A 26,701-nucleotide genomic window follows, 5' to 3' on the forward strand; every position below is an offset into this window, starting at 1 on the left:
TGACCGGTGAGTTCTGAAAGACTGACAGCATGTCCAGCTCGAGTGACGCCAACCGTCCGGCGCGTGACGACAACGCCACGCCCTCAGCCACCTGGCATCTCGGCCGCACCCCACCCGAAGCCGACCTGGCCAACGTCGAGTTCGCCCTGATGGCGGCCAGCGCCGCCTTCGAGCGCTACGTCGAACAGATCTCCCAGCTGATCGGGGAGCCCGAGCTGTCGTACAACGAGATCACGATCCTGCACGTCATCCGGATGTACGAGCGGCCGAAGGATGCCACCACTATCGCGCGGTTCGTCAACCGCGACGACCTCCCCAACGTGCAATACACCCTGCGCAAACTCGCGTCGGTCGGCCTGGTGAAGAAGACGCGCTCGGGCGTCTCGGCCCACTACGAGACAACGAAGGCCGGCACGGACTGGACCGACCGGTACGCCGTCCTGCGCTCCCGACTCCTGGTCGACCAGATGGCCCCCGACGAGATCTCCGGGGAGACCCTCGAGGGCATCTCCCGGCGCCTGACGCGACTCACGGTGCTGTACGAGTCCTCGGCGCGCAGCGCGGCCATCCTCAACCCGCACGGCATCTTCGACTGACCCTCCCGTCCGGAGGAGACCGGTCCCCGAGCAGCCCAGGCCCCGCAGGTCATTGTGACCTGCGGGGCCTGTCCGTTGGTGCGGGCGGCCGGGCCCATGTCTCAGCCGAGAGTAGCCGAGAGATCCAAGAGATTTTTACAGAAATCTCTATTGACTTTCGGTGTGGCCCAGGACACAGTTGTCGTCAAGCGAGGGGCAACGGCGCCACTCACGAAGAGGAGGTCCACGTGACCATCACCGGCTCTGAGAGCACCACCACGAACACGGCGATCGGCAACTCTGCACGCGTCGCCCGCCAGTACGGCCCGTACGTCCAGGCGGACTGGGGCTTCGCGAACCACTGGTACCCGGCCTGCTTCAGCGATGAGGTCGAGGTCAACGGAGTCGTCGGCGTCACCATCGGCGGCCACGACATCGCCATCACCCGCGACGAGGACGGCCAGGTCCACGCGATCGCCGACCGGTGCCTGCACCGCGGCGTGAAGCTGTCGGCCAAGCCGATGTGCTTCGCCAACAAGACCGTGACCTGCTGGTACCACGGCTACACCTACAACGCCGAGTCCGGAAACCTGGACACCATCGTCGGCTCCCCCGACGACAAGCTGATCGGCACGGTCGGCGTACGCACCTATCCGTCCGAGGACCTGGCGGGCCTGATCTTCGTCTTCGTCGGCGAGGAGGACTACACGCCCCCGCCGCTGGACTCCGACCTGCCGATGCTGGTCACCGACAAGAAGACCCCGCACTTCCGCAACCCGAACATCATCACCAAGGGCATGCGCCGCAAGCTCTACGGCAACTGGCGACTGGCCGCCGAGAACGGCCTCGACCCGGGCCACCTGCTGGTCCACTGGGACAACAAGATCGTCGTGGCCCTGGACCGGGCGATGCCGCTGGGCATGAAGGCGCTGAAGGACGACGCCACCGAGTCCATCGACATCGAGGACGGCCCCAAGGGCGTGATGAACCGCTACGACCTGCCGGAGAACTACCAGCCTGTCTTCGAGAACCCGATGGTCGACATCAAGGCGCGCGGCGGCACCATGTACGAGCCGTTCCGGGTCAGCTGCTGGCTGCCGGCGACGCTGATGGTGGAGAACTGGCCGATCCCGGGCATCACCCAGTACGAGTTCTACGTCCCGATCGACGACCACCACCACATGTACTTCGAGGTGATCGCCGACACCGCCACCACCGAGGCGGAACGCAAGGAGTTCGACTTCAAGTACGAGAACTTCTACAAGCCGCTGGGCCTGCTCGACTTCAACAACAACGACGTCTTCGCCCGCGAGGCCACCGAGGAGCACTACCAGCGCTTCGACGGCTGGAACAACGAGGTGCTCTCCGACATGGACTACTCCGTGGTCGCCTGGCGCAAGCAGGCCGCGACCCACGGACGTGGCTTCTTCCAGTCGCCGTACCTCGACGAGGACTGAGGGGACGCTGACATGACGATCGCAGAGGGCACGGCGATGACCGTGCAGACCACCCAGGCCGTGGACACCCGGCACGTCTCGCTCCGGTTCACCGACGGACAGGTGCGGGAGTTCGACACCGCCCCGACGAGCCGATCCTGGCCGCCGCCCAGCGGGCCGGCTACGAACTGGTCAGCCAGTGCAAGGTCGGCACCTGCAGCACCTGTGCCGCGACCCTGGTCGACGGGGCCGCCGAGATGCCGTCCGGGCAGATCAGCGTGCTGACCAAGGACGAGGTCGCGGCGGGCCAGCGGCTGCTGTGCCAGTCCCGTGCCCTCTGCGACTCGTCGTTCGAGATGGACTACCCGTCCACCCTCCTGGAGGCCAACCCTCCGGTGCTGTTCCAGGCCAGGATCGCGCGCCTCACCTGGGTCGCCGACACCGTCGTCGAGGTGGAGCTGAAGGTCCCCAAGTCGATGAAGTTCGGCTTCACCGCCGGGCAGTACTGCCGGATCAAGGTGCCCGGCACAGAGCAATGGCGCAGCTACTCGATGGCCTCCGGCGAGCACGAGCGGTTCCGGCTGACCTTCCTGATCCGCATCCTGCCCTCCGGACTGATGTCGGACTACCTGCGGGATCGGGCCCGGGTCGGGGAGACGCTGGAGGTGGAGGGACCCCTGGGCGGCTTCGTACTCGAGCCCGCCCCGCGGCCGACCATCCTGATGGCCGGCGGCACCGGGCTCGCCCCGATGCTGTCGATGCTCGACCGGCTCCGTACGGTCGTCCCCGCGCCGCCGGTCCTGTTGGTCTTCGGATGCAACCGTGAGGCGGAGCTCTTCCACGAGGAGGAGCTGGCGGCTCGCGCGTCCTTCATGCCGACGCTGCAGGTCCGTACGGTCCTGATGGACAACACGGGCCGCGAGGACCTCCCATCCGGCACTCCGTTGGCGGTGCTGTCGTCCAAGGACGTCGCGCCGGACGCCGTCGCCTACCTGTGCGGTCCCCCGCCGATGATCCGTGCCGCGCAGGAGACGCTGGGCGGCTACGGGTTGGCGGCACACGACATCCGCGCCGAGCAGTTCCTGCCCAGCGACAACTGAGAGGACCCCCGTGCGCGTCACCACCCATCCCCTCCCCCTCGACGACCGGCGCCAGGCGATGTACGACGCGGTCGTGGCCCGGCTGGACTGCGACCGGATGCAGCGGCTGCTGGTCGACCTGGTCGACATCCACAGCCCGACCGGCGCCGAGCGCGAGATCTCCGAGTTCACCGCCCTGCACCTGGCCGAACAGGTCGGCATCGACGCCCACTACATGCCGATCTCCGAGGCGACCGGCAACGTCTACGGCGTCGTGCCCGGCAGCGGCACCGGCGCGAACCTGCTGCTGTACTGCCCCATTGACACCCACATCGAGCCCGAGCGCGACGTCCCGGCCGTAGGGCCGGGGCTGCGAGCCGACATGGTGCCGCAGGCCCGGGTCGAGGACGGCCTGGTCATCGGGCTGGGCGCCTCCAACCCCAAGGTCATGGTGGCCGGCCTGGTCGAGGTCGTGCACGCCATCAAGGACGCCGGCATCGAGCTGCTCGGCGACCTGTCGATCGGCTTCGCCGGCGGCGGGATGCCGTGGCTGAACTCCCAGCGCGACCACGTCGGCATGAGCACCGGCATCTACCAACTGCTCATGCGCGGCCTCTACCCGGACTACTGCCTGCTGCTCAAGCCACGCCCCGGGGTCTATCCCGAGGAGCCGGGTATGGCGTGGATCCGGGTCAGCGTCCGGGGGACGTTCGGCTACGCCGGCATCACCCGCGGCACGCCGGGTTTCCGGTCCTCGATCGTCCCGGCTGCCACGGTCATCGAGGAGATCGAGGCGTGGCTGCCGCAGTACACCGAGCGCAACACGGCCGGCACGATCCTTCCGGAGGCGTGGATCGCGGCCGTACGCTCCGGTGACCCCGACAAGCCCGCCTTCCCGTCGGCCACCACGGAGATCTTCCTGGACCTGCGGATCAACCCGCGTACGTCACCGGCCGAGGTGCGGGCCCAGTTCGCGGAGTTCATCGAGGGCCTGCGCCATCGCCATCGCGACATCGAGGTCGACTGGGACATGTACGGCAGCCTGCCCGGCGGCATGACGGACTACGACAACTGGATCATCCAGTCCGCCCAGCGCGGCTGGGAACAGGTCTCGGGCGAGCCGTACACGGAGACCCCGTACCAGGCCGGGCAGACCGACGGCGCGATGATCCGCCGGCTCGGCATCCCGACCGCCCGGGTCGGCTACCCCTGGCCGCCGGCCTCGGCACCGGCGGAGCTGAACGAGGGTCTGGGCGGCATGGGCGTCGCGTCGGTCGAGGACGTGATGCAGGGTGTGCGCGCCATCGCGTACGCCGTGATCGACACGCTCACCCGCACCCGGGCCGAGCTCGGCCTGGCCGACACGGTCCCGTCGCTGGACGGCGGCCTGGTGCCGTGAGCAGCCACCCCACGACCCCTGAAGGGACCACCATGCCTGACCACGCCCTTCCGGTCGCTGACCGATCCGAGTTGCTGCTCGACTCCCTCGGTTACGTCGGGGTCTCCTCTGACCGGCTGGACGACTGGACCACCTTCGGCCGCGACGTCGCCGGCATGCAGCCGGTCGAGTCCGGCCGCCGCAGCCTGGCGCTGCGGATGGACGATCGCTCGCAGCGCTTCCTGGTCTCCGACGACGGCGGGCGCGGCTTCTACGGCTTCGAGGTCTCCGACGCCGAGGCGCTGGAGCAGGTCGCCCGCCGGCTCGATGAGCAGCAGGTGCCGCACCTCGAGCTGGACGCACCGACCCGCGACCACCGACGGATCACCCGCGGGATCTGGTTCCGCGACCCCGAGGGCAACCGGATCGAGGTCTTCCACGGCCCCGAGGTGGCCGACCGGCCCTTCTCCCCCGGCCGGACGATGGGCGGCTTTCGCACCGGCGTCCTCGGCCTGGGCCACGTGGTGCTGCTCGCCGCCGACGCGCAGCCGATGATCCGCTTCTACCAGGAGGTGCTGGGCTTCCGGCTTTCCGACTACCAGCTGCGGCCGTTCGAGGCGTACTTCTTCCACCTCAACCCGCGCCACCACACTCTCGCCATCGTGGCGGCGAAGGCACCCGGCGTGCACCACGTCATGGTCGAGGTCGCCCACCTCGACGACGTCGGCGCCGGGCTCGACCTGGCCGAGGGCACGGAGGAAGGCATCGGCGTCACGATCGGCCGGCACTCCAACGACCACATGCTGTCCTTCTACGCCCGTACTCCTTCCCCCTTCATGCTCGAGTACGGCTGGGGCGGCCGGTGGATCGACGTCGACACCTGGTCACCGTACGAGCTGACCGAAGGCCCCAGCCTGTGGGGCCACGAACGGTCCTGGCTCCCGCCCGACCTGCGCGCCACGGCGCGCGAGATGCGCATCCGCGCCGCCGCCGACGGGCTCTCCTACCCGGTGCACGTACGACCGGGCGGCTACGACGTCATCCACCAGGACACCTGGATCCCCGCCACGCGGCGCACCCGCGTCGGCTGACCGAAAGGCACCACCCATGACCCAGCACACGATCACCCAACACACGATCACCCGGCCCATCACGCCCGAGGAGTTCGCCATCACCTGGCGACTCGTCGACTGGCGCCAGGAGTATGACGACGGCCGCTTGCAGTACCCGATGGGCGAGAACCCGCAGGGCCTGATCGCCTACCGCGACGGGCGGATGTACGAGATCGCCACCAGCGCCGACAGGCCGAACTTCGTCACCGGCGGCCAGTGGGACGCCGACGACGCCGAGAAGGCGATGGCCTACACCACCTCCATGTGCTACGCGGGAACGTACGAGCTACAAGGCGACGAGGTCGTCCACCACGTCGACATGAGCGTCTACCCCAACTTCGTCGGCAAGTCCCTGCGCCGCACGGTCAGCTGGGACGGCGAAACGATGACCCTCTCCGGCCGGATGGAGGAGGGCACGTCCGAGGCCCGCACCGTGATCCTCGACTGGCGTCCCCTCTGACCCCCTTGCGTCGCCGACCGCCACCCTGATCGAAGGAACTGCCATGACCGAGACCATCACCACCCCATCCATCACCACCCCATCCATCACCAGCTCGCCCACCCGCCGGACGATCCAGGACTGGCTCGACCTGCCGATCGGCGAGCGCAAGGAACTGGCCGTCGAATCGCTGGCCGCGGCCCGTCGGGCCACCGAGGCGCTCAACACGTACATCTCGGTGCTCCCCGTCGACGGGTTGGAGCTGGCCGAGGAGGGCGAACTGGCCTGCGTGCCGTACGCGGTGAAGGACAACGTGGATGTGCGCGGGCTGCCTACCACCGCCGGGACCCCCGCCCTGGAGGGCCACTACCCGAGGATCGACGCCTCGGTCGTCCGCGCCCTGCGCGACGAGGGCGCGGTCGCCATCGGTAAGGCGAACATGCACGAGCTCGCCTTCGGGCTCACCTCCAACAACGGCCGCTTCGGCCCGGCCCGCAATCCGTACGATCCCGAGCGGGTCTCCGGCGGCTCCAGCGGCGGCTCGGCCGCGGCCGTCGCCGCCGGCACCGTGCCGTTCGCCCTCGGCACCGACACCGGCGCCTCGGTCACCACGCCGTCGGGCTACTGCGGCGTCGTCGGCTTCCGACCCTCGACCGGGCGCTACGCCGGCGACGGGATGGTGCACCTGACCTGGACCCGCGACGCCATCGGCATCCATGCGAACACCGTCACCGACGTACGGACCGTCGACGGGGTGATCACCCGTACCTCGGTCCTTCCGACGGAGACAGGGCCGCGCGGACTGACCATCGGCATCCCGACCGAGTTCTTCGATGACCTGGACCCGCAGGTCGCCGCCGCGGTCGACGAGGCGCTCGCTGCGCTCCGTGCGGAAGGCGTGCGGTTCGTCGAGACCGGTGTCCCAGACGCGATGGAGCTGGCCTCTGCCGGCTTCTCGATGGTCTTCTACGAGACCCCGATCAACCTGCGCGCCTACCTGAACGAGGCCGAGGAGGCCTACCGAGGGCTGACGCTGGCACAGATCGCCGAGCAGACGGCCTCCCCCGACGTCACCGCGATGCTGCGCCTGATGCGCGATCAGCCCATCAGTGCCGAGCAGTACGAGGCGGACGCCGGCGTCCGCAACAGGCTGCGCCGCCTCTACCAGCAGACATTCGCCGAGCACGACCTGGACGCCATCCTCTATCCCACGACGCCGAACCTGCCGCCGCTGCTGGGCAGCGATGACACGATCATGCACAACGGCACGCGGCGGGACATGTTCCCCACGGCGACCCGCAACGTCGCTCCGGGCGGCCTGGCCGGCGCGCCGCAGCTGACCCTCCCACTGTCCAGGCAGGAGGGGACGCTGCCGATCGCCGTCACGATCGAGGGCGGCATCGGGACCGATGAGCGACTGCTGGCGATCGGCGAGGCGCTGCATCCGCTGATCTGAGTCATTCGCCCTCGGCGGGCCCACCCGCAACGCGGGGGTGCGATCTGACAGTCAGTCAGCTCGCACCCCCGGGCGCAGCGATTGCTGGCATCACGGCCGACGGTCGCGTCCATGTACGGCGCCTGCCAGCCCCCGCAGGGGAAGGCGTTCGTGGTGTCCTCCTCCGGACCTCCTGGCGCCGGGCGACGCCGCGGATCCTCTCTCACCTCGTCCGCGGCCGTCCCGACCTCGACGGTGACACATGGAACGGCGCCGCCCGCCGGTGCACCCGCCGAGCATGTGGTCGGACCACCGCGCCCTTGGGCGCTTGCGCCGGGGTCGGCATCGCCGCCACCCGGTAGAACCAGTACTTGCCGAGCTCGACGAGCACCAGGTATGTCACCACCAGCCCCACCAGCATCCCGAAGTAGGCAACGGGCAAGGGTGTGAAGCCCAGCAGGCGCGCCACCGGCGTGGCCGGCAGGACGGCGCCGACCAGGACCACGGCCAGGCTCGTCACGGTGAGCGCGAGGCTGGGACGGCTGCGCAGGAACGGGACGCGGTGGGTACGGATCACGAAGATGATCAGTGCCTGCGTCGCCAGGGACTCGACGAACCAGCCGGTCTGGAACAACGATTCCCCGGCGTGGAACAGCCCCAGCATCAGGGCGAAGGTGGCGAAGTCGAAGAGCGAACTCAGTGGGCCGAAGACGAGCATGAATCGCCGGATGAAGCCGATGTCCCAGTGTGAGGGCCGGTGCAGCCTCTCCTCGTCGACGTGGTCGGTCGGGATGGCCAGCTGCCCGGCGTCGTAGAGCAGATTATTGAGCAGGATCTGGCCCGGCAGCATCGGCAGGAACCGCAGGAACGTCGAGCCACCCGCCGCCGAGAACATGTTGCCGAAGTTGCTGGACGTGCCCATCATCACGTACTTGATCGTGTTGGCGAAGATTCTGCGGCCCTCGGTGACACCGTCAGCGAGGACATCGAGGTCCTTCTCGAGCAGGATCACGTCCGCGGCGTCCTTCGCGACGTCGGTGGCTGTGTCGACCGAGATACCCACGTCGGCGGCGTGGAGTGCCGGCGCATCGTTGACGCCGTCACCGAGAAACCCCACACCACCAGTACGGGACCGGCCCACATGCACGATCCGCGCCTTGTCCTCGGGACTGACCCGCGCAAACACCGTGATGCCCGGCATCCTGGCCGCCAACTCGTCGTCGCTGAGGCCGGCGAGTTCGGGGCCGGTGATGGCGGTGCCGTCGGTGAGGCCGATGTCCCGGCAGACCTTGAGGGCGACCACGGGATTGTCGCCTGTGACGATCTTCACGTCGACGCCCAGTTCCCGGAGGCGGCCCAGCGATGCTCCGACGCCGGCCTTCGGCGGGTCGAGGAAGACGAGCAGCCCGGCCGGGGAGAGGCCGTGCTCGTCGTCGGCCCTCGGGGCGCGGGCGAGATCCCAGCGCTTGGACGCGACGGCCACCACCCGGTTGCCCTGGGCGAACTCCTCTTCCACGGCACGGCGAAGATCCTCGGGTACCTCCCGGCATCGGTCCAGGACCGCCTCAGGCGCCCCCTTTGTCACCAGCAGACCTGCCCCGCCCGGGTCTCGGACCACGGCGGACGTCATCCGGCGTCGGTGGTCGAACGGCACGAGGTCCCCCTTCATCCAGCCGGCGAGGTTGGTGACGTCGCCGGGCACGCCGTCCCACAGGGCCTGGTCCAGCGGGTTGCCGCCGACCGGACGCCCCGCGGAAACGTCGCTCTCTGTCGCCAGGAGGGCCAGCCGGGTCAGTGCCGTCTCATCGACGCCAGAGCAGGCGCGCTGGCGGATGAACCGGATCCGGCCCTCGGTGAGGGTGCCCGTCTTGTCGGTGAGGAGAAGTGCCATGTCGCCGAGGTCTTCGATGCAGACCAGCCGCTTGACCAGCACCTTGACCCGGGCCAGGTGCCGGGAACCAGCGGCCAGGCTGGTCGACACGACGGCGGGCAACAGTTGCGGGGTGATCCCGACCGCGATCGCCAGGCTGAACATGAGGGCGTCCAGCAGTGGCTTGTGCCCGAGGACGTTGATGACGAAGACGAGCGCGGTAAGCACGCCACCCACCTCCACGAGGAACATCGAGAACCGCCGTAGGCCCTTCTGGAAGCCGGTCTCGACCTCGGCCGCGCTCAGGCCCGCGGCGATCCGGCCGAACACGGCGCGCGAGCCGGTGGCGACAACGACCCCCCGCCCCTCCCCGGAGGAGACCACCGTGCCCATCAGCGCGCAGTCGGTCAACTCCGCCAGAGCCGTCCCTGCGGGCACCGGGGTCGTGGACTTGTCCGCGGGCAGGCCCTCACCGGTGAGGATGGACTCGATACAGGCGAGGTCAGAGGTCTCGACCAGCCGGAGATCGGCCGGAACGACATCACCCATCTTCACCGTCACCAGGTCACCCGGCACCAGGTCGGTCACGTCCACCTCGCTGAGCACCCCGTCACGGCGGACAACGGTGGTGTGGCGGATCTTCGCGTGCATGGCCGCGGCGGCACGCTCGGCGCGGTACTCGTTGACGAAGCCGAGGCCCACCGACAGCCCCACGATCACTCCGATGATGACCGCATCGCTGTGCTCCCCGAGGAAGGAGGACGCCGCCGCGGTGACCAGCAGGAGCAACAGCAGCGGCGAGCGGACCTGGCGCCACAGCACCTGCCCGACGTGCGCCCGATGCGTAGCCACGGCGTTTGGACCCCAGCGGGCCCGACGTTCGGTGATCTCGGCACTGGACAGTCCCTTGACCATCGACACGCCGAGGGATGCCAGGACCTCCTCGGCGCCGGCTGCCGAGGCCTCGCCCAGCGCGTCGGACTGCCTGATGGCCACGGGGATGATCGGATCCGGCGCCTCGCGTCGGCGCCTCACGGCGCCGTTGCGACCGGCAACCGCCCGCGGGATTTTCGGCTCATGCGGGCCGGCGAGATACTTCATCGGTCCACGTCCAGCACCGTGATGTCCATCGGCATCCGGTTGCGGCGGCGTACGCGTCCGGCGAGCAGGTTGCGTACGCCACGCGTCACGATCGTCCGCCGCGTCAGGTCGCGGAAGTCGGCCTTGCCGGAGGTGACCAGCCCGAGCAGGGGACGGGCGGCCACCTCCGGTGTCTGTCCCCACAGGCCGACGACGACCTGGAGCCCGGTCAGCCGCGACTCGTAGCCCCGCTGCGCGGTGACCTTGCCGAGCAGGTCGGTCACCACCAGGCCAGGGTTCATGCCGTGCACCCGGACCCCGGTCCCCTTCGTCTCGGCCTGCAGGGTCTCGGTGAACTGGCGCACCCAGCGCTTGCTCGAGGCGTACGCGTTCTGCAGCGCCACCGGGCCGCGATCCCCCTGCCCGTACACGTTGACGAGGTCTCCGTGGCCCTGGTCGAGGAACACCGGCAGCGCGATCCTCGCCCCGTGGAAGGTGCCGAGGATGTTCGTCCGTACGACCCGGGTGAAGTCGTCGACCGGCGTGGACGCCGTAGGACCGTACACCCCTGACGTGCCGGCGTTGTTGACCCAGATGTCGAGCGTTCCGTGCGCGAGGGCCTCATCGCGTAACGCCTCGACGTCGCCCCACTCCCCGATGTCACATCGGCGTCCGTACGCCCCGATCCCCTCGGCCCTCAGCCGGTCCACCGCCGCCACGACATCGGCCTCCGACCGCGAGGCCACCACCAGCGTGGCGCCGTGCCGGCCCAGCAGCCTGGCCATGGCCAGGCCTAGCCCGCGCGTCGACCCGGTGATGACAGCAACACGGCCGGACAGGAGGTCCTTCTGCGGTTCCATAGAACTCTCCTATGCCATCCGGGTCGAGGTGACAAGGGCAACAGGCAACGGGTCCTGTACAGGGCGCCCGGTCGCGGGCGGATCGCCACAGGGATGGCGTGGACAGCGGACCTACCCTGGGAGAGAAGGGAGTACGTCCGGTGACCAGGATCGGCATCATCGTCGGATCGACGCGGCCCCACCGCCACGCCCATGACGTCGCTGGGTGGGCGCTGCAGTTGGCGTCGCTGCGCGGCGACGCCACGTACGAAATCGTCGATCTGCGCGACCATCCCCTGCCGCTCCTGGACGAGCCGATGCCTCCCTCGATGGGGCACTATCAGCACGAGCACACGCGACGGTGGGCGGCGACGGTGGCTGGGTTCGACGGGTTCGTCATCGTCACCCCTGAGTACAACCACAGCGTCCCCGCCGTCCTGAAGAACGCGCTGGACTACCTGTACGCCGAATGGAACCACAAGGCGATCGGCTTCATCTCGTACGGCACCCACGGCGGCGTACGCGCCGTCGAGCACCTCCGGGCGATCGCCGGCGAGCTGATGATGGCCGATGTGAGGGCGCAGGTGGTGCTGCCGTTCGCCACCGATTTCGAGAACCACCGCATCTTCACACCCCGGGAGCACGCGTCGCGGGTCCTCGGCGTCATGCTCGACCAGGTCGTTGCGTGGAGTGAGGCCCTGGCACCCCTGCGTCGCCGGGCAGAGGCCGAGCGGCGAGCACGCGCCGCCGCCCCGGACGCGTAGGGTTCGGAGCCAGCCTCCAGGCCTGGGGCGCCGAGCCCCGGCCGAGGCAAACATCACGTTTGCCGGGCGTTCACCGGTGAGGGGGTTCCGAGCGCCCGACGAGGAGAGTGACACTGGTCACACACTCACGTCGGGAGAAGCATCGTGTCCGGACTCGCCGCCATTGACCACGTCGTCGTCCTCATGCTCGAGAACCGCTCGTTCGACCACATGCTCGGCTTCCTCTACGCGGACGCGGGCAACATCTCGCCGACCGGCCAACCGTTCGAAGGCCTGACCGGCCAGGAATCGTGTCCCGACGCATCGGGCAACCCCGTGACCGTGGTACGGATGACGCCGTCGACCCCGAGCGTCTACTTCATGCCCGGCGCCGACCCCGGCGAGGGCTACGTGAACACGAACGAGCAACTGTTCGGGTCGAGCACCGCCCCGGCGGCCGGCACCCGCCCGGCCATGCAGGGCTTCGTGACCAACTACGCGACCGCGATCGCCGACAACCTGCAGCGTCACTGGTACGTGGTCCCGGGGACGAAACCCGAGTGGATCATGAACTGCCACTCGCCGCAGACCCTGCCCGTGCTCTCGGCGCTCGCGCGGGGCTTCGCGGTCTGCGATCACTGGTTCTGCTCGGTCCCCACCCAGACGATGCCCAACCGCGCGTTCGTGAGCGCCGGCACGAGCCAGGGTCATCTGGACAACCACACCAAGGTGTTCACCGTGCCGTCAATCTTCGGACGATTGGAGCAGGCCGGTCAGAGGTGGAGGATCTGCGGCTATGACGCCACGTCGTTGACCCAGCGGGACTTCCCCGACACCGCGGGGGCCACGCCGGACCACTTCGGGCAGTTCGCCGACTTCCAGCACGACTGTGCCGGCGGGACGCTCCCCGCGTACACCTTCCTCGAGCCGAACTGGTCCTCGAGCGGGAACAGCGAGCACCCCAACTACGACATGGCGCGCGGCGAACAACTGCTGCTGGACACCTACCACGCCGTACGTACGTCACCGCAGTGGCCGACGACGGGGCTGGTGATCACGTTCGACGAACACGGCGGCTGCTACGACCACGTGGCGCCGCCCTGGGGTGCCACACCGCCCGACGCCAGCATCGGGGAGTTCGGCTTCGACTTCACCCGCTTCGGCGTACGTGTCCCGACGGTGCTGATCAGCCCCTTGATCCCCGCCGGGACGGTCTTCCGCTCACCCACGGACGTCCCCCTCGACCACACGAGCGTGCTCGCCACGCTCGAACGTCGGTGGGGGCTTCCGGCGCTGACTGCCCGCGACGCAGCCGCGCCGGATTTCGGCGCGGTGTTCTCCCTGGAGACGGCGCGGACCGACGATCCGTTGGCGGGCGTCACCGCCCCGCCCCGTCGACACTCCCCGCCCACCTGGCCGCCCAGGTGTCGCACATGCAGCACGCGCTCGCCGAGTTGGTGGCGCACGATTCGGGCGTGGAACTCGCGCCGGCGTTCGCCAGTGCAGCCGAGGCGCAGCAGTACATCGAGCAGGCCGGGCAGGCCTCGATCAGCCGGGCAGAGGCAGTGGCCGCCGCATCGATCGCGGGGCCGCAACCCGAGTAGGCCGGTCAGCGCGGTACCCGGTGGGATTCTCGAGCCTGGACCCCGCCCGGTTAGAATCCCACCGCTGTCATCGGTGACCGTGACCTTGCCCCTTGAACAGAGAAAGGCACGACAGTGCTCAGGCTTGCCCGTGACCGGAAGACCTCCGCCCTCAGGCTCACGTTCGCGATTCCCGCGGACGCCGTAACCGGAAAGGTCAGCGTCGTCGGCGACTTCAACAACTGGACGCCCTGCACGCACGTGCTTCGGCGCCGCAGCAACGGCACCCTCAGTGCCGCGGTCACGGTTCACCCCGGCTCGACGCTGCGTTTCCGCTACCTCGGCGAGAACGGCCACTGGTTCGACGATCCGGACGCCGACTATGTCGACGAGCACGGCAGCGTGGTGACGGTCCGGGCCTGAGGGCCCCCGGGCGGCGGGTAGCTCACTCGGCCCGGCGCAGGGCTTTCGATGCGTCGACCGGGGACACTGCTGTTATGACGCTCACACCAGGAACGCGCACGCTCACCCAGGACGACGGAGAACTCCTGCTCCTCACGAGGGTGGAGGGGCCGATGGCTCGCATGGGCCACGAACTCGCCCTCCGGATCGATCGCTGGAGCGCATCCCTCACGATCGGTCAGGAACCGACCGAGACCGCGCTCCAGGTCACTGCCGACTTGCGGTCGCTGGCCATCAAGGGCAGTCGGATCCCCGGCAAGTTGGTGCCCGTGAAGGACGCGCTGGAGATCTTCACCAGCTCGCAGAAGTCCCTCCAGGTGCAGAAGTATCCCGAGGTCACTTTCGCCTCGACGAAGGCTGAGGGGACGTGGGACGCACTGGCGCTGGAGGGGAACCTTACCCTGCACGGCCGGACGCAGCCACAGATCCTCCGCATCACGGCTGCGGAATCGCAGTATCGGCTGATCACCCAGATCACCCAGTCGGCATTCGGCATCAAGCCGTTCAGCTTCATGATGGGCGCACTCAAAGTCGGGGACACGGTCGACCTGGAGGTCACCGTACGACTCTGAGGATCGCCTCCCGCGGGATGACAGGGAGGGACCTCGTCGCCCGCCCATCCATAGGTCTCCCCTATGCCATCCGGCCTCAACGTTACCGGTGGTGCTGCCGTTCCCGACTTCGAGACTGGTCACACCTTCACACATCGTGAGCACAGCGTGCGGGTCCTCAACGTCATGCTCGACCAGCTCATCGCGTGGAGCGAGACCCCGGCACCACTGCGACGCTGAGAACTCCCTTGGCGACGTCGGCCTTCAGCGCGCGGTCGCCCCCCATCCATCCCGTGAGCGAATCAAGCACGTGCATGGTTGGACCGGCAGCGGCGATCGCTGCGTAGCGCATGTCGCCCTGAGCCACACTCCAGCCGAGGTATTCCAGCAGAGGCGCGAGCTGGTCTCCCGCTCGATACTCGTCGAGCCCGGCGGCGGTGATCAACAACGCCAGAAGTCCTGCGTCGCGCTCCGCCGGCCGCCCCAGCGGGAGGCGGGAAGCGATGTGTCGCAGGAGCTCCCGCGGGTCATCCACCAGTTGCTGCCCGACCTTGGTGACCAGCAGAGTCCCTCGACTCTTGCGCAGGAGCCCGAGGGACGTGGCCGACTCCCGCAGCGCGAGGACCGGGAAGGTGGAGTCCTCGCGATTACCTTTACGCATCCAGAGCCTGTCGAGGCCCAATTCGATGACGAGCGCCGCCACGATCCTCGGTGGCAGGTAGCCCGCCGCGGTCAGCTTCAGCCCGTCTCCCACGGTGCGGAGCAGATGCGCGTACGGGTGGACGGCCGCCGTGACCTGCTCCGCGGTCAGCTCGACCGGGCCACGGGTGGCCTCCTTGATCAGCTCACCCACCGGTGACAGTCCCGAACCGCCCGCTCGATACAGCAGGTCAGCGAGAGCGGGATGCCACTGGTTGAGGTCGGGTACCACGCCCTTCGCCAGCGCCGCGTTCACCCGGTCGACAGAGAACTCCGCCGGGTCGTATCCGTCCGGGAGCCAGGCCAGCAGGTCCGCCAGCCATTCATTCCCAGGATCGGCACCGGCCAGGGCCTCCAGCATCTCGCCGTAGCCGCCGATCCCGCCGACATCCTCGGGTGGACAAGCCCGCGCACCCGCCACGCACACCGCCTGCGGGTCCTCGGCCGCGCGCGGCTCGACCGACTCGAGGCGCACCGTGTGCTGCCAGTTGTCGCCGAAGTCGTACTCGTACGACAGCGCATCCCCCACGGACGCCAACACCTGGTCGAGTCGAACGTCCGCCTCCGGGATCCCCTCCGCCCCTTCCTCCTCGTCGTAGGGAGTGACGAAGGGCTGGACCGTGCCCGGCGCGGCGGCTCCCATGGTGACGTGGTGCAAATGCGAGTCGGTCCACCCCATCGTGACCTGCAGGATCTCGTGGAGCCGGGCGAGCGTCAGGTCGCTGGCCAGCCGAAGCTCCCGCCAGATGGGCGGCTCGACATCATCGAGATCGACACGCACGACGTAGGTCACGCGGTCCTCACGACGAGGCAGGAGCACCGGTCGAGGCGGCGGCTCAAGAAGGCTTGGGAACGGGATGACGTTCTCCGGGCCGGCGGGTGTGACGCCGTTCACTGCGCCCGCCCCGAACCTGTGCTGCAGCCGCGCCAGGTCCGCGGCCGGTGCCGGCCGATGCGGACGGTGAGACGGCAGGGCAGGGTGGACGGGTCGGGCATCACGGACTCCTTCGGGCGTTCCCAGCTGTCTTCCACGGTAGGGGCCGCGTCTGACACACGCCAGAAGTCGACGATCCCTGGACATTGGCCACCACGACCACGTGACGGCATGTGACGTGCGTCATATCATCGGAGTCGGCAGGGTCGGGGGCGCCGCTGAGAGCAGGAGTCATCATGGCCAGCGAGAGTCTCGATGTCGTTGTCGTCGGTGCTGGTCACGCCGGTCTTGCGGTGAGCCACGAACTGGCGGCCGCCGGGGTCGACCACGTCGTCCTGGAGCGTACGGACAGCGTCGCCAGTTCCTGGGCGGGGCGCTGGGACTCCTTCACCCTGGTCTTACCGAACCACCTCGTCCGGTTACCAGGACGCGCGTACGACGGCCCCGACCCGCACGGCTTCCTCGCCCGCGACGATGTCGTGACCTTTCTCCAGGACTACGCGACCTCGTTCTCCGCCCCGGTGCGGACCGGCGTGGAGGTGGCCTCACTCCGTCCGCGACCTGACGGCCGGTTCGAGCTGAGGACCACGGACGGGGACGAACTCGTCAGCCGTGCCGTGGTCGTGGCAACCGGCGCCTTCCAACGGTTGCGCCGTCCGGCGTGGGTCAGCGCGATCCCGGAAGGCATCCAGGTGGTCGAGGCGGGCGAGTACCGCAACCCGCGGACCCTGTCCGAGGGAACCGTGCTGGTGGTGGGGTCGGGGCAGAGCGGATGCCAGATCGCCGAGGACCTCCTGATCGCCGGACGTCGCGTGGTGCTCGCCTGCGGGAAGGCTCCCTGGGCCCCCGACGCGCCGACGGGCGGGACTTCGCCGACTGGATGCTCGATTCGGGCGTCATGGACACCCGCCCCGACCAATTGCCCGATCCGCGGATGCGGCTGGCCGGTGGCGGCCAGATGACCGGCCGTGACGGCGGGCACGACCTGACCACGCGTACCCTGCAGGCAGCCGGCGCGGGGCTGGGTGGCCATCTGGTCGATGTCCAGGACGGGATGGCCCGGTTCGCGGGAGACCTGGTCGACTGCGTGGAGTCGGGCGACCAGCGCTACGCGATGATGTGCCAGTTGATCCAGCGCGGCTGCCAGGCCCGCGGAATCACCCCACCGACGCTGCCGAGCCCGGGCCCCTTCACCGCCGATGGGCTCCAGGAACTGGATCTCGGTGAGGTCGGGGCGATCGTCCTGACCACCGGCTATCGGCCCGCGTACGCCACGTGGATCGGACCCGCGGAGGCCTTCGACGAGATGGGCCTACCGCTCCAGACGGACGGCGCCTCCTCGGTCGTGGCCGGCCTGTTCTTCTCCGGCTCGCTCTTCATGCGGACGCAGAGTTCCTCGCTGTTGCGCGGAGCCGCCGACGACGCACCGCTCGTGGCGAACGGCGTGCTGCGGCACCTGGGTCGACATCCCGGGGAAGTCCGCATCCCAACTCGCATACATAGGGAAGACCTATAGAAGAATTATCGATCACACTCCCCCGCGGGGGATCGAGAGCGCTCCGTATCCACCACCGCCCGGAGTCTCGATCACCAGGCTGTCGCCCGGTCCGACCTCGGTCGAGTCGCACCCGGCGAGCTCGACGACCGTGCCATCGGCTCGCTCCACGGAGTTGTGTCCCAGCGCCCCGGGTGACCCACCCGCCATGCCGTACGGGGCCACCCGGCGATGACCGGACAACGTACTCACGACCATGGGCTCGGTGAACTCGAGTCGACGCACGCCGCCGTCACCGCCCCGCCATCGTCCAGCACCACCACTGCCGCGCCGGATCGCGAACTCCCGCAGCAGCACGGGAAAGCGCCATTCGAGGACTTCGGGATCGGTGAGACGCGAGTTGGTCATGTGGGTCTGTACGACGGACGCCCCGTCGAATCCCTCCCCGGCGCCGGACCCCGACCCGAGCGTCTCGTAGTACTGGTGCCGCGCGTTGCCGAAGGTGACGTTGTTCATCGTGCCGGACCCCTCCGCCTGGACACCGAGCGCGGCGTACAGCGCACCGGTGATGGCCTGGGACGTCTCGACATTGCCGGCAACGACCGCGGCCGGGTACGTCGGCGCGAGCATCGACCCGGCCGGGATGACGATGTGCAGCGGGCGCAGACAGCCGTCGTTCAGGGGGATCTCGTCGGCGATCAGCGTCCGGAACACGTACAGCACGGCGGCGGTCACCACCGACGACGGCGCGTTGCCGTTGGTGTCCAGCTGGGGCGAGGTCCCGGTGAAGTCGATCGTGGCGCTGCGGTCGGCGCGGTCGACGCTGACACGTACGGCGATCGTCGCGCCGGAATCCATCAGGTAGCGGTGGTCGCCGTCCTCGAGCCTGTCGATGACGCGGCGTACGGCTTCCTCCGCGTTGTCCTGGACGTGGCGCATATAAGCCTGCACGACGTCCAGGCCGAAGTGGTCGATCATCGTACGGACCTCGTCGACGCCCTTCTGGTTGGCGGCGATCTGGGCACGTAGATCCGCGAGGTTGGCCTCGGGATTGCGTGACGGGAAGGAAGCTTCGAGGAGCAGGCGGCGCGTGGCCTCCTCGCGGAAGTGTCCGTCCTCGGCCAGCAGCCAGTTGTCGAACAGCACCCCTTCCTGGTGGATCTCGTGACTGTCAGCGGGCATCGATCCGGGGGTCATCCCGCCGATCTCGGCGTGGTGCCCGCGCGAGGCGACGAAGAACAGCAGGTGCTCGCCCGCATCGTCGAAGACCGGGGTCACCACGGTGATGTCGGGCAGGTGGGTGCCACCGTGGTAGGGGTCGTTGACCGCGTACACGTCACCGGGCCGCATCGCCGTGCCGCGACGGCGGATGACCTCCTTCACGGTGGTGCCCATCGAGCCGAGATGGACCGGGATGTGCGGGGCGTTCGCCACCAGGTCGCCGTCCGGATCGAACAGCGCGCAGGAGAAGTCGAGCCGCTCGCGGATGTTCACCGACTGCGCGGTCGCCTCCAGCCGGAAGCCCATCTGTTCGGCGATCGACATGAAGAGGTTGTTGAAGATCTCCAGCAGGACGGGATCGGCCTCGGTCCCCGCCTCGGGCTGCGCGGGCGCCACCACGCGTTCGACGATCAGGTGTCCCGACCGGGTGAGCGTCGCCCGCCAGCCGGCGTCGACGACGGTGGTGGCGTTGGCTTCGGCGATGATCGCCGGCCCGGCCACCGTCTCCCCCGCCACCATCCGCTCCCGGTGACGCAGCGGCGCGTCGCGCCACGCCCCACCCAGGTGGACCCGAACGGTCGCCGGCGTGGCGTCGGCGGTCTCGGCGCTGTCGGCATCCGCATCGGCGTCGGGGTCGCCGAGGTGGGAGAGGTCGGGTTGCTCGGTGAGGCCGGTCGCCTCCACCGAGACGGCTCCCGCGATCAGCGGACGCTCCATCAGGAACGAGTACGTCGCGCGGTGGGCCACTTCGAACGCCGCGGTCATGGCGTCGAGCCCGGAGAGGTCGACCGGGATCGCGGTGTCGGTCCCGTCATAGCGCAGGTGGACCCGGCGAACCACCCGGATCCGATCCTCCGGGACTCCCTCGGCCAGGAGTTCGGCACGCGCGGCCTGCTCCAGCGAGTCCGCGACGGCCGCCAACCGTCCCAGAGCGGCGGGCTCGAGGCCGACCTCCACGGACTGTTCCCGCATCACGGTGGTGTCGGCCAGGCCGATGCCGAGCGCGGAGAGCACGCCGGCCATCGGCGGGACGAGCACGGTGCGGATGCCGAGCGCATCGGCGACCGCGCAGGCATGCTGCCCGCCCGCGCCACCGAAGGTGGTCAGCACGTAGCGGGTGACGTCGTGTCCCTTCTGGACCGAGATCTTCTTGACCGCGTTGGCCATGTTTGCCACGGCGATCCGCAGGAATCCCTCGGCGACCTCCTCGGGAGTACGGTCGTCGCCGGTCGCCGTGCGGATGGCCGCGGCCAGCTCGGTGAAGCGACGTCGGACGATCTCGGCATCCAGCGGCCGGTCGCCGGTAGGACCGAACACCGCCGGGAAGTGCGCTGGCTGGATGCGACCGACCATCACGTTCGCGTCGGTCACCGTGAGCGGACCACCGCCGCGGTAACAGGCCGGGCCCGGAGCGGCTCCCGCCGAGTCCGGGCCGACCCGGTAGCGGCTGCCGTCGAAGTGCAGGATCGAGCCACCGCCAGCTGCCACCGTATGGATGTCCAGCATCGGGGCGCGCAGCCGCACCCCGGCCACCTGCGTGGTGAACACCCGCTCGTACTCCCCGGCGTAGTGCGACACGTCCGTCGAGGTGCCGCCCATGTCGAACCCGATGACGTGGTCGTATCCGGCCAGGGCCGACATCCGCACCATGCCGACGATCCCCCCGGCCGGCCCGGACAGGATCGCGTCCTTGCCACGGAAATGCCCCGCCTCCGCCAGCCCACCGTTGGACTGCATGAACATCAGCCGTACGCCTCGCAGCTGGTCGGCGACCTGGTCCACGTACCGGCGCAGCACCGGGGACAGGTACGCGTCGACGACCGCGGTGTCGCCGCGCGGGACGAGCTTCATCAGCGGGCTGACCTCCGAGGACAGCGAGATCTGGTCGAAACCGACCTGCTCGGCGAGCGCACCGATCGCCCGCTCATGGGCCGGGTGGAGATAGCTGTGCAGGCACACCACCGCGACCGCACGGATCCCGTCGGCGTGGGCCTGACGCAGTTGGTCGCCCAACCGGTCGAGGTCCGGCGCCTGTAGCACCGTCCCCTGCGCGGTGACGCGTTCGTCGACCTCGACCACGCGCTCGTACAGCTGCTCGGGCAGGACGATGTGACGGTCGAAGATGCGGGGACGGTTCTGGTAGCCGATGCGCAGCGCGTCGCCGAAACCGCGGGTGATCACCAGCAGGGTGCGCTCCCCCCTGCGCTCCAGCAGGGCATTCGTCGCCACGGTCGTCCCCATCCGCACCGCCTCTATGCGCACCGCCTCTATCCGGACCGCCTCCACCTGGGCGGCCGGCACCGGCGCGTCGTCGGGCGTCTCGAGCAGGGCACGGATCCCGGCGACGGCGGCGTCGCGGTACCGGCTCGGGTTCTCCGACAGCAGCTTGGCCGTCACCAGACGCCCATCGGGCCGACGCGCGACGATGTCGGTGAACGTCCCGCCCCGGTCGATCCAGAACTCCCACCCCGCACTCATGCACCCATCGTCACACCCGACACGGCCCGCGCGGACGTCGCGGCGATTTTCGAGGGGCGTGGACAATTACTGTGCGCGCGAAAGACGGGAGCAGGTGTGATGACACGGATCGGAATCATCGTCGGATCGACGCGGCCCCACCGCCACGCCAGGGACGTCGCCGAGTGGGCGCTGGAACTGGCGTCCCAGCGCGGTGATGCCACGTACGAACTGATCGACCTGCTCGACCATCCGCTTCCCTTGCTGGACGAACCGCTGCCACCATCGCGGGGCCGCTACGAGCACGAGCACACCCGACAGTGGGCCGCGACCGTCGCCGGCTTCGACGCGTTCGTGATCGTCACGCCCGAGTACAACCACAGCGTCCCCGCCGTCCTGAAGAACGCGCTGGACTACCTGTACGGCGAGTGGAATCACAAGGCGGTCGGCTTCATCTCGTACGGCACCCACGGAGGCGTACGCGCCGTCGAGCACCTCCGGGGCATCGCCGGCGAGTTGATGATGGCCGATGTCCGCGCCCAGGTGGTGCTGCCGTTCGCGAGCGATTTCGATGAGCATCGCCGCTTCACGCCCCGGGAGCACAACATCAAGGTCCTCCACGCCATGCTCGACCAGGTCGTCGCGTGGGGAGAGGCCCTCGCACCCGTACGACACGCCCAGCGCTGAAGACGCCTCGCGACGCCGCCAAGTCTCCCAGCGCCCAGAGTCTCCCTACCACCACGGCGTCATAGGTTTGCCCTATGGATGCCTGAGCCCTATGGATGCCTGAGCCCTATGGATGCCTGCGGACCATGCCCCGGCGTCAGGCTCGGTTCACCGATGCAGCTCCGCCTCGAATCGGTCCAGGTCGGGTTCGTCGCCGTTGTTGTCGACGCTGAGGTGCTCAGCACCACGCCAGGTGCACACCACGTCACCTGCGGTGGACCAGAACTCGCCCCAGTGCCCCACCTTCCAGGCATCACGTTCGAGCCCTCGGCCGACGAGGCGCTGGCGGATCACCTCGCCGTCGACCCGGACGTGGGCCACCACGAGCCGTACGTCCTCTGGCCACCCGAGCCGCTCAGCGGCGCCGATCACGTAGTGGTCGTCGCCGAGGTAACGGCCGAAGGGGGCGTCGAGCACCACCGACATGCCGAGCAGGAGGTTGTCGGTGGCGATCCGCAGGATCGTCTCGTACTCCAGGTCCATCACGTGGTCCTGGTAGTAGGCGTTGTTGTCCCGTTCGTGAGGGTCGGTTCCCGCTTGGACCAGCAGCGCCTCGGTGAATCCGGTGGCAACAGTGTCCTTGTCGACGTAGGCGGCGCGGAGCCGTCGGGCGATGGACTTCGCGCAGGTGGACTTGCCGCTGCCGGCAGGCCCGACCACGAACAGCAGTGTGGGCATGTTTCTCCTTGACTGACTGCCGCCCCGGCCGGCGATCTGCCGGCCGGGGCGGAGGTGGGGTGTCAGGCGGTCCGGTGGGACCGATCCTTCACGAACAGGCCGTAGGAGAGGGCACCCACGATGAGCAGGACACCGCCGACCACGAAGACCAGCGAGTACTGCTTGGTCGCGGCGAGGATGGCGCCGGTGACCACCGGAGCCACGGCAGCGCCGATGAAGCCACCGAAGTTCTGGATGGCCCCCAGGGAGGCCACCTGCTCCGCGGGAGCGACGTCGGCAGCCAGGGTCCACAGGCACCCGATCGGGACCTGGGCGAAGAAGTAGCCGATCGACAGCAGGGCGATCACCCCGGGGACATTGGTCACGTACGCGGCCGGCAGGACAGCGGCGGCCGCAAGGGCGGCACCGCCGACGATCGGGATCTTGCGGGCGAGAACGGTGCTGACACCACGCCGCAGCAGGGCGTTCGACAGCCAACCACCGACCAGGACACCGGCGATGCCGCACATGAAGGGCAGCATCGCGACCCAGCCCATGGTCGTGAGGCTGAATCCGAGCGACTTCTGCAGGTAGCTGGGCAGCCAGGTCAGGTAGACCCAGACGGTGTAGAAGATGCCGAAGGCGCCCAGGATCATGAACCAGGTGTTCGAGTGCTTGAACAGTTCGCCCCAGCCGACCCGATCTGCCTGCGTGGTGGGCTCGGCCGCCGCCTGCTCGCGGCCATGGATGGCGCGGTACTCCTGCAGGGCCGGATCGCGGTAGAAGCGGAGCCAGACCGCCGCAACGACGAGGCCGAGCGCACCGATGATGATGAACATCCCTCGCCAGCTGGTGGCCAGCATGATGGCCACCAGCAGAGGCGGGGCGACGGCATTGGCGATCTGGGAGCCCGTGTTGACCACCGACACCGGGACGGCGCGCTCCTCCTGGTTGAACCAGCGCTGGTTGACCTTGAGGCCAGAGGTGAAGAACGGGGACTCGGCAACCCCGAGAAGGACCCGCAGCGCGTACATCGCACCGAACGAGCCGGCGATCGCCATCAACATGCTGACGATGGACCAGAGTCCGGCGGCCCAGGCGAACATCTTCTTGGGCCCGAACTTGTCGACCAGCCAGCCCGACGGGAGGTTGGCGATGGCGTACGGCCAGGAGAAGGCCGACAGCAGCAGGCCCATCTGCACGGGGCCGAGGTGGAACTCCTTGGCGATCGTGGTGTTGGCGATGCTGAGGGTCGACCGGTCGAGATAGTTGACGACGCCGCCGACGACGAGCAGGGCGACGATGGCCCAGCGCACCTTGTTCATCGGTCCGTGGCTCGGGGCATCAGGCCCGCTGAGCGGGGTGGCTCCACGGTCGACATGTGTTGACTGATTCATGACACTTCCTTGTGACTGAACGGTACTGGGGGTGTGGCTAGGCGGTCGATCGGGCGGCAGCCACGGCCCTGAGGAATTCTTCGGCTGCGCAGGTGACCCGCTGGTAGTCGCCGTCGACGCGTGCTGCCTTGGTGATGGCGCTGCCGACACCGACCGCGACCGACCCGGCATCGAACCACTCGTGAACGTTGGCGGCGTCCGCACCACCAGCGGGGAGGATCGGCGCCCAGGGAAGGGGTTCGCGGACGGTCTTCACGTACGCCGGGCCACCCAGAGCGGTCGGGAACAGCTTCACGATGTCGGCGCCGGCCTCCATGGTGTCGGTGATCTCGGTCGGGGTGAAGGCACCACTGATGCTCAGCGCCTGGTAGCGGTTGGCGACCTTGAGCATCTCCGGGTTGAGGTTGGGGCTCACCAGCAGACGCGCCCCGGCCTGGATACAGGAGTATGCGGACTGCGCGTCGAGTACGGTCCCGGCACCGACCAGCACACCGTCACAGGCATATCGCTGGCTGAGCTCGCTGATGATGCCCAGCGCGTTCGGCACGGACAGGGTGATCTCGAGGGCACGGATGCCCCCCTTGATGGCTGCATGAGCCACCTCAAGCGCTTCGTCGGCGCTGGGCAGACGCACAATAAGGAGGGCACCGGTCTGCACGATGGCGCTCCATGAATCCCACTTGGTTAACATTGATGCTCACTCTAGAACATTTCTTCACACCTTGGCTAGAGGGGCGTCTAGGATGGCTCACGGATTCACAGATTTTGTCAGCGATGACCACCTGGGGTGGCCGCACCCGAAAGGACTCACGTGAGCGGATCGATGATCCCTGAGCAGCGTCAACAGGAGCTGCTGCGTCTACTCCAGGACGCGGGCGTCCTCAGCACCCGGAGCCTGACCGACACGCTCAACGTCTCGCACATGACGATCCGCCGCGACATCGCCGCCCTCGAGGCCGAGGGACGTGTCGTCGCCGTCCAGGGTGGGGTGCGGCTTGCGGAGCGTACGCCCCGTGAACCACCCCGCGAACGCTCCACCCGCAGCACCCTCGAGATGCCCAGCAAGCAGGCGATCGCGGCCGCCGCCGCCAGCCACGTCGACGACGGCATGGTGGTCTTCCTCGACGCCGGCACGACCTGCGAGGCCGTTGTTCCTCACCTCGCGGACCGTACGGGCATCACGGTGGTCACCAACGACTTCCACACCGTGGAGGCACTCGGTCCATACCGCCACATCGACGCGATCCACACCGGTGGCGTCATCGACCGCGACCGTTCGTCCAGCAATGGTCCGCTCGCTGCGGCGACAGTACGCAGCCTGGCAATCGACCTCTATCTGATGAGCACCGGTACCTGGGACGCGGAGTTCGGCGTCACGGTCCCCGTCGCCGACACCGCCTTGCTCAAGAAGGCGGCGCTCGAGGCGTCGGCGAGGTCCCTCCTCCTCGCCGACAGCACGAAGTTCGGCGCCTTCGAGCGCTACCGTGTCACTCCCCTGGCAACGCTGGACGGCGTGATCACTGACGACGGGCTGTCGGCCGAGGAGCAGGAATCCGTCACCTCTCGCGGCGTCCAGCTCTACACCGTCCATCCGAGCAGCAGCAGCTGACGCTCGACCCACTGATGGACGGAGGGGTCATAGGTTTGCCCTATGGAGCAATTGCGAACTACCTACCGCTGATCCCCGGAAGCGCGTCCGACCCGCCCTAGACTGCCGATGAGGCCACGCGCCATGAACGCTGTGCCCCGTGCCGATCAGGGCAGCCAGAAGGGCAGACCAGAAGGAGCGAACCGATGCAGATCAGCGACGGCTCCACCCCGACAGACGCCGACGTCGTCGAGCGCTTCGGCGACGCCCGGATCCCGCCGGGGAACCGACCGCGGCGGGAGAGCCGGTGGGACAAGACGCTCCAGGTCCGGCTGCCCGTCGAGGAATGGGAGGCATTGGTGGCCGAGGCAGAACGGCGCGGTCTCCCGGTCTCCACCATGGCCGGTGAGCTGCTGATCGCCCAGTTGGCGTCCCTGGACACCTCGACGCCGGGGGTGGTGGCAAGGATCCGGGCCGATCTCGACACCTTGGCATCCCGGCTCGGGTCGGAGTGACGCCGGGGTAGTGCGGGCGAGCGCAGCCTACTTGACGACCGTCAGCAGCATCACGACGTCGCTGAGCGCTGCCACGCTGTGCCGCGAGGGCGGCATCGGGACGAGGTCACCATCGGCGCCCTCCCACTCCCCGTCGCCGGCGCTCACGCGTACGCGACCCTCAAGGACCAGCAGCGTCGCCTCCCCCGGGCTCTCGTGCGCCGCCAACTCCTGGCCCTCCTGCAGAACGATCAACGTCTGCCGCAGGGCCTTGTCGTGGCCGCCGTAGAGGGTGTGGCTGGCCCGGCCGGCGTCCTCGCTCGCGGCCTTCTCGGTGAGGTTGCGCGCCATGTCGTGCACATTCGGGTTGGCCATGGTTCACCCTTCTTCGGTTCGGTCGTGCGGCTGGTAGTCGCCATGATCCTCGGATCATCGGCACGAGTGAACCCCT

The 26,701-nt window shown here is 68.7% G+C and carries 24 protein-coding genes and 1 pseudogene; 17 read left to right on the forward strand and 8 right to left on the reverse strand.

All coding sequences use genetic code 11. The features are described from left to right. Nucleotides 1-29 precede the first annotated feature (29 nt). The 8 genes and pseudogenes from Rai3103_RS01895 to Rai3103_RS01925 all read left to right on the forward strand — a co-directional run bounded on the left by Rai3103_RS01895 (nucleotide 30) and on the right by Rai3103_RS01925 (nucleotide 7,475). Nucleotides 30-596: a winged helix DNA-binding protein gene (locus tag Rai3103_RS01895; protein WP_153571165.1), complete on the forward strand. Its 567-nt coding sequence runs from the start codon at nucleotides 30-32 to the stop codon at nucleotides 594-596. Between the two features lie 227 nt (nucleotides 597-823). Further along, nucleotides 824-2,032: a Rieske 2Fe-2S domain-containing protein gene (locus tag Rai3103_RS01900; RefSeq protein WP_228489082.1), complete on the forward strand. Its 1,209-nt coding sequence runs from the start codon at nucleotides 824-826 to the stop codon at nucleotides 2,030-2,032. A gap of 128 nt (nucleotides 2,033-2,160) precedes the next feature. Then, nucleotides 2,161-2,334: pseudogene (locus tag Rai3103_RS18660) on the forward strand (2Fe-2S iron-sulfur cluster-binding protein); the annotation flags it as partial. Between the two features lie 33 nt (nucleotides 2,335-2,367). Further along, nucleotides 2,368-3,111: an FAD-binding oxidoreductase gene (locus tag Rai3103_RS01905; RefSeq protein ID WP_338420089.1), complete on the forward strand. Its 744-nt coding sequence runs from the start codon at nucleotides 2,368-2,370 to the stop codon at nucleotides 3,109-3,111. A 10-nt stretch (nucleotides 3,112-3,121) separates the two neighbouring features. Then, entirely contained in the window at nucleotides 3,122-4,489 is a 1,368-nt protein-coding gene (locus Rai3103_RS01910; protein ID WP_228489083.1) for a M20 family metallopeptidase, read from the forward strand. Between the two features lie 32 nt (nucleotides 4,490-4,521). Further along, nucleotides 4,522-5,559: a VOC family protein gene (locus Rai3103_RS01915; protein ID WP_153571167.1), complete on the forward strand. Its 1,038-nt coding sequence runs from the start codon at nucleotides 4,522-4,524 to the stop codon at nucleotides 5,557-5,559. A gap of 16 nt (nucleotides 5,560-5,575) precedes the next feature. Beyond that, the gene (locus tag Rai3103_RS01920; protein ID WP_153571168.1) at nucleotides 5,576-6,040 is read left to right on the forward strand and encodes a lipocalin-like domain-containing protein; all 465 of its coding nucleotides are present in this window, start codon (nucleotides 5,576-5,578) and stop codon (nucleotides 6,038-6,040) included. Between the two features lie 43 nt (nucleotides 6,041-6,083). Beyond that, the gene (locus Rai3103_RS01925; RefSeq protein ID WP_153571169.1) at nucleotides 6,084-7,475 is read left to right on the forward strand and encodes an amidase family protein; all 1,392 of its coding nucleotides are present in this window, start codon (nucleotides 6,084-6,086) and stop codon (nucleotides 7,473-7,475) included. A 202-nt stretch (nucleotides 7,476-7,677) separates the two neighbouring features. On the opposite strand, the gene mgtA is transcribed toward Rai3103_RS01925, so the two are convergent. Both mgtA and Rai3103_RS01935 read right to left on the reverse strand, forming a co-directional pair. Then, a complete protein-coding gene (gene mgtA / locus Rai3103_RS01930) occupies nucleotides 7,678-10,320 on the reverse strand; it encodes a magnesium-translocating P-type ATPase (protein ID WP_277872995.1) in 2,643 nt (880 codons plus the stop codon). A gap of 101 nt (nucleotides 10,321-10,421) precedes the next feature. Next, the gene (locus Rai3103_RS01935) at nucleotides 10,422-11,264 is read right to left on the reverse strand and encodes an SDR family NAD(P)-dependent oxidoreductase (RefSeq protein WP_153571171.1); all 843 of its coding nucleotides are present in this window, start codon (nucleotides 11,262-11,264) and stop codon (nucleotides 10,422-10,424) included. A 98-nt stretch (nucleotides 11,265-11,362) separates the two neighbouring features. On the opposite strand from Rai3103_RS01935, the gene Rai3103_RS01940 reads away from it, so the two are divergent. The 4 genes from Rai3103_RS01940 to Rai3103_RS01955 all read left to right on the forward strand — a co-directional run bounded on the left by Rai3103_RS01940 (nucleotide 11,363) and on the right by Rai3103_RS01955 (nucleotide 14,603). Beyond that, entirely contained in the window at nucleotides 11,363-12,007 is a 645-nt protein-coding gene (locus tag Rai3103_RS01940) for an NADPH-dependent FMN reductase (protein WP_228489084.1), read from the forward strand. Nucleotides 12,008-12,151: 144 nt separating this feature from the next. Beyond that, nucleotides 12,152-13,777 carry an alkaline phosphatase family protein gene (locus tag Rai3103_RS01945; protein ID WP_228489085.1) on the forward strand — a complete coding sequence of 542 codons (1,626 nt, stop codon included), beginning with the start codon at nucleotides 12,152-12,154 and terminating at the stop codon, nucleotides 13,775-13,777. After that, the gene (locus Rai3103_RS18915) at nucleotides 13,705-13,992 is read left to right on the forward strand and encodes an isoamylase early set domain-containing protein (protein ID WP_153571174.1); all 288 of its coding nucleotides are present in this window, start codon (nucleotides 13,705-13,707) and stop codon (nucleotides 13,990-13,992) included. The genes Rai3103_RS01945 and Rai3103_RS18915 overlap by 73 nt, the downstream gene beginning before the upstream one ends. Before the next feature lie 74 nt (nucleotides 13,993-14,066). Next, entirely contained in the window at nucleotides 14,067-14,603 is a 537-nt protein-coding gene (locus tag Rai3103_RS01955) for a YceI family protein (RefSeq protein ID WP_153571175.1), read from the forward strand. A gap of 178 nt (nucleotides 14,604-14,781) precedes the next feature. Here Rai3103_RS01955 and Rai3103_RS01960 read toward each other — a convergent pair whose 3' ends face one another. Further along, nucleotides 14,782-16,074 carry a plasmid pRiA4b ORF-3 family protein gene (locus Rai3103_RS01960; RefSeq protein ID WP_194793227.1) on the reverse strand — a complete coding sequence of 431 codons (1,293 nt, stop codon included), beginning with the start codon at nucleotides 16,072-16,074 and terminating at the stop codon, nucleotides 14,782-14,784. Between the two features lie 377 nt (nucleotides 16,075-16,451). Between Rai3103_RS01960 and Rai3103_RS01965 the strand changes: the two genes are divergently transcribed. Both Rai3103_RS01965 and Rai3103_RS01970 read left to right on the forward strand, forming a co-directional pair. Beyond that, nucleotides 16,452-17,177: a flavin-containing monooxygenase gene (locus Rai3103_RS01965; protein WP_153571177.1), complete on the forward strand. Its 726-nt coding sequence runs from the start codon at nucleotides 16,452-16,454 to the stop codon at nucleotides 17,175-17,177. Continuing rightward, on the forward strand, nucleotides 17,114-17,731 hold the full coding sequence (locus Rai3103_RS01970; protein WP_153571178.1) for an NAD(P)/FAD-dependent oxidoreductase: 618 nt from the start codon (nucleotides 17,114-17,116) through the stop codon (nucleotides 17,729-17,731). Before Rai3103_RS01965 ends, Rai3103_RS01970 begins: the two co-directional genes overlap by 64 nt. A 12-nt stretch (nucleotides 17,732-17,743) precedes the next feature. Here the strand turns inward: Rai3103_RS01970 and Rai3103_RS01975 are convergent, their stop codons facing one another. Beyond that, entirely contained in the window at nucleotides 17,744-21,409 is a 3,666-nt protein-coding gene (locus tag Rai3103_RS01975; protein WP_153571179.1) for a hydantoinase B/oxoprolinase family protein, read from the reverse strand. Nucleotides 21,410-21,508: 99 nt separating this feature from the next. Here Rai3103_RS01975 and Rai3103_RS01980 point away from each other — a divergent pair, with 99 nt between their 5' ends. Continuing rightward, on the forward strand, nucleotides 21,509-22,075 hold the full coding sequence (locus tag Rai3103_RS01980; RefSeq protein ID WP_153571180.1) for an NADPH-dependent FMN reductase: 567 nt from the start codon (nucleotides 21,509-21,511) through the stop codon (nucleotides 22,073-22,075). Between the two features lie 147 nt (nucleotides 22,076-22,222). On the opposite strand, the gene Rai3103_RS01985 is transcribed toward Rai3103_RS01980, so the two are convergent. The 3 genes from Rai3103_RS01985 to Rai3103_RS01995 all read right to left on the reverse strand — a co-directional run bounded on the left by Rai3103_RS01985 (nucleotide 22,223) and on the right by Rai3103_RS01995 (nucleotide 24,859). Next, nucleotides 22,223-22,792 (reverse strand): P-loop nucleotide/nucleoside kinase family protein, encoded by a 570-nt coding sequence (locus Rai3103_RS01985; protein WP_153571181.1) that lies wholly within the window; start codon nucleotides 22,790-22,792, stop codon nucleotides 22,223-22,225. Between the two features lie 62 nt (nucleotides 22,793-22,854). Then, complete coding sequence (locus tag Rai3103_RS01990; RefSeq protein ID WP_194793228.1) at nucleotides 22,855-24,168, reverse strand: MFS transporter; 1,314 nt, start codon at nucleotides 24,166-24,168, stop codon at nucleotides 22,855-22,857. Between the two features lie 37 nt (nucleotides 24,169-24,205). Beyond that, on the reverse strand, nucleotides 24,206-24,859 hold the full coding sequence (locus Rai3103_RS01995; protein WP_153571182.1) for a bifunctional 4-hydroxy-2-oxoglutarate aldolase/2-dehydro-3-deoxy-phosphogluconate aldolase: 654 nt from the start codon (nucleotides 24,857-24,859) through the stop codon (nucleotides 24,206-24,208). A 120-nt stretch (nucleotides 24,860-24,979) separates the two neighbouring features. Here Rai3103_RS01995 and Rai3103_RS02000 point away from each other — a divergent pair, with 120 nt between their 5' ends. Both Rai3103_RS02000 and Rai3103_RS02005 read left to right on the forward strand, forming a co-directional pair. After that, on the forward strand, nucleotides 24,980-25,777 hold the full coding sequence (locus Rai3103_RS02000) for a DeoR/GlpR family DNA-binding transcription regulator (RefSeq protein ID WP_228489087.1): 798 nt from the start codon (nucleotides 24,980-24,982) through the stop codon (nucleotides 25,775-25,777). A gap of 185 nt (nucleotides 25,778-25,962) precedes the next feature. After that, complete coding sequence (locus tag Rai3103_RS02005) at nucleotides 25,963-26,271, forward strand: hypothetical protein (protein WP_153571183.1); 309 nt, start codon at nucleotides 25,963-25,965, stop codon at nucleotides 26,269-26,271. 27 nt (nucleotides 26,272-26,298) lie between these two features. On the opposite strand, the gene Rai3103_RS02010 is transcribed toward Rai3103_RS02005, so the two are convergent. After that, nucleotides 26,299-26,625, reverse strand: a complete 327-nt coding sequence (locus tag Rai3103_RS02010; RefSeq protein ID WP_153571184.1) for a cupin domain-containing protein — start codon at nucleotides 26,623-26,625, stop codon at nucleotides 26,299-26,301. Nucleotides 26,626-26,701: the final 76 nt, after the last annotated feature.

This window comes from Raineyella fluvialis, assembly GCF_009646095.1.
GTDB lineage: Bacteria > Actinomycetota > Actinomycetes > Propionibacteriales > Propionibacteriaceae > Raineyella > Raineyella fluvialis.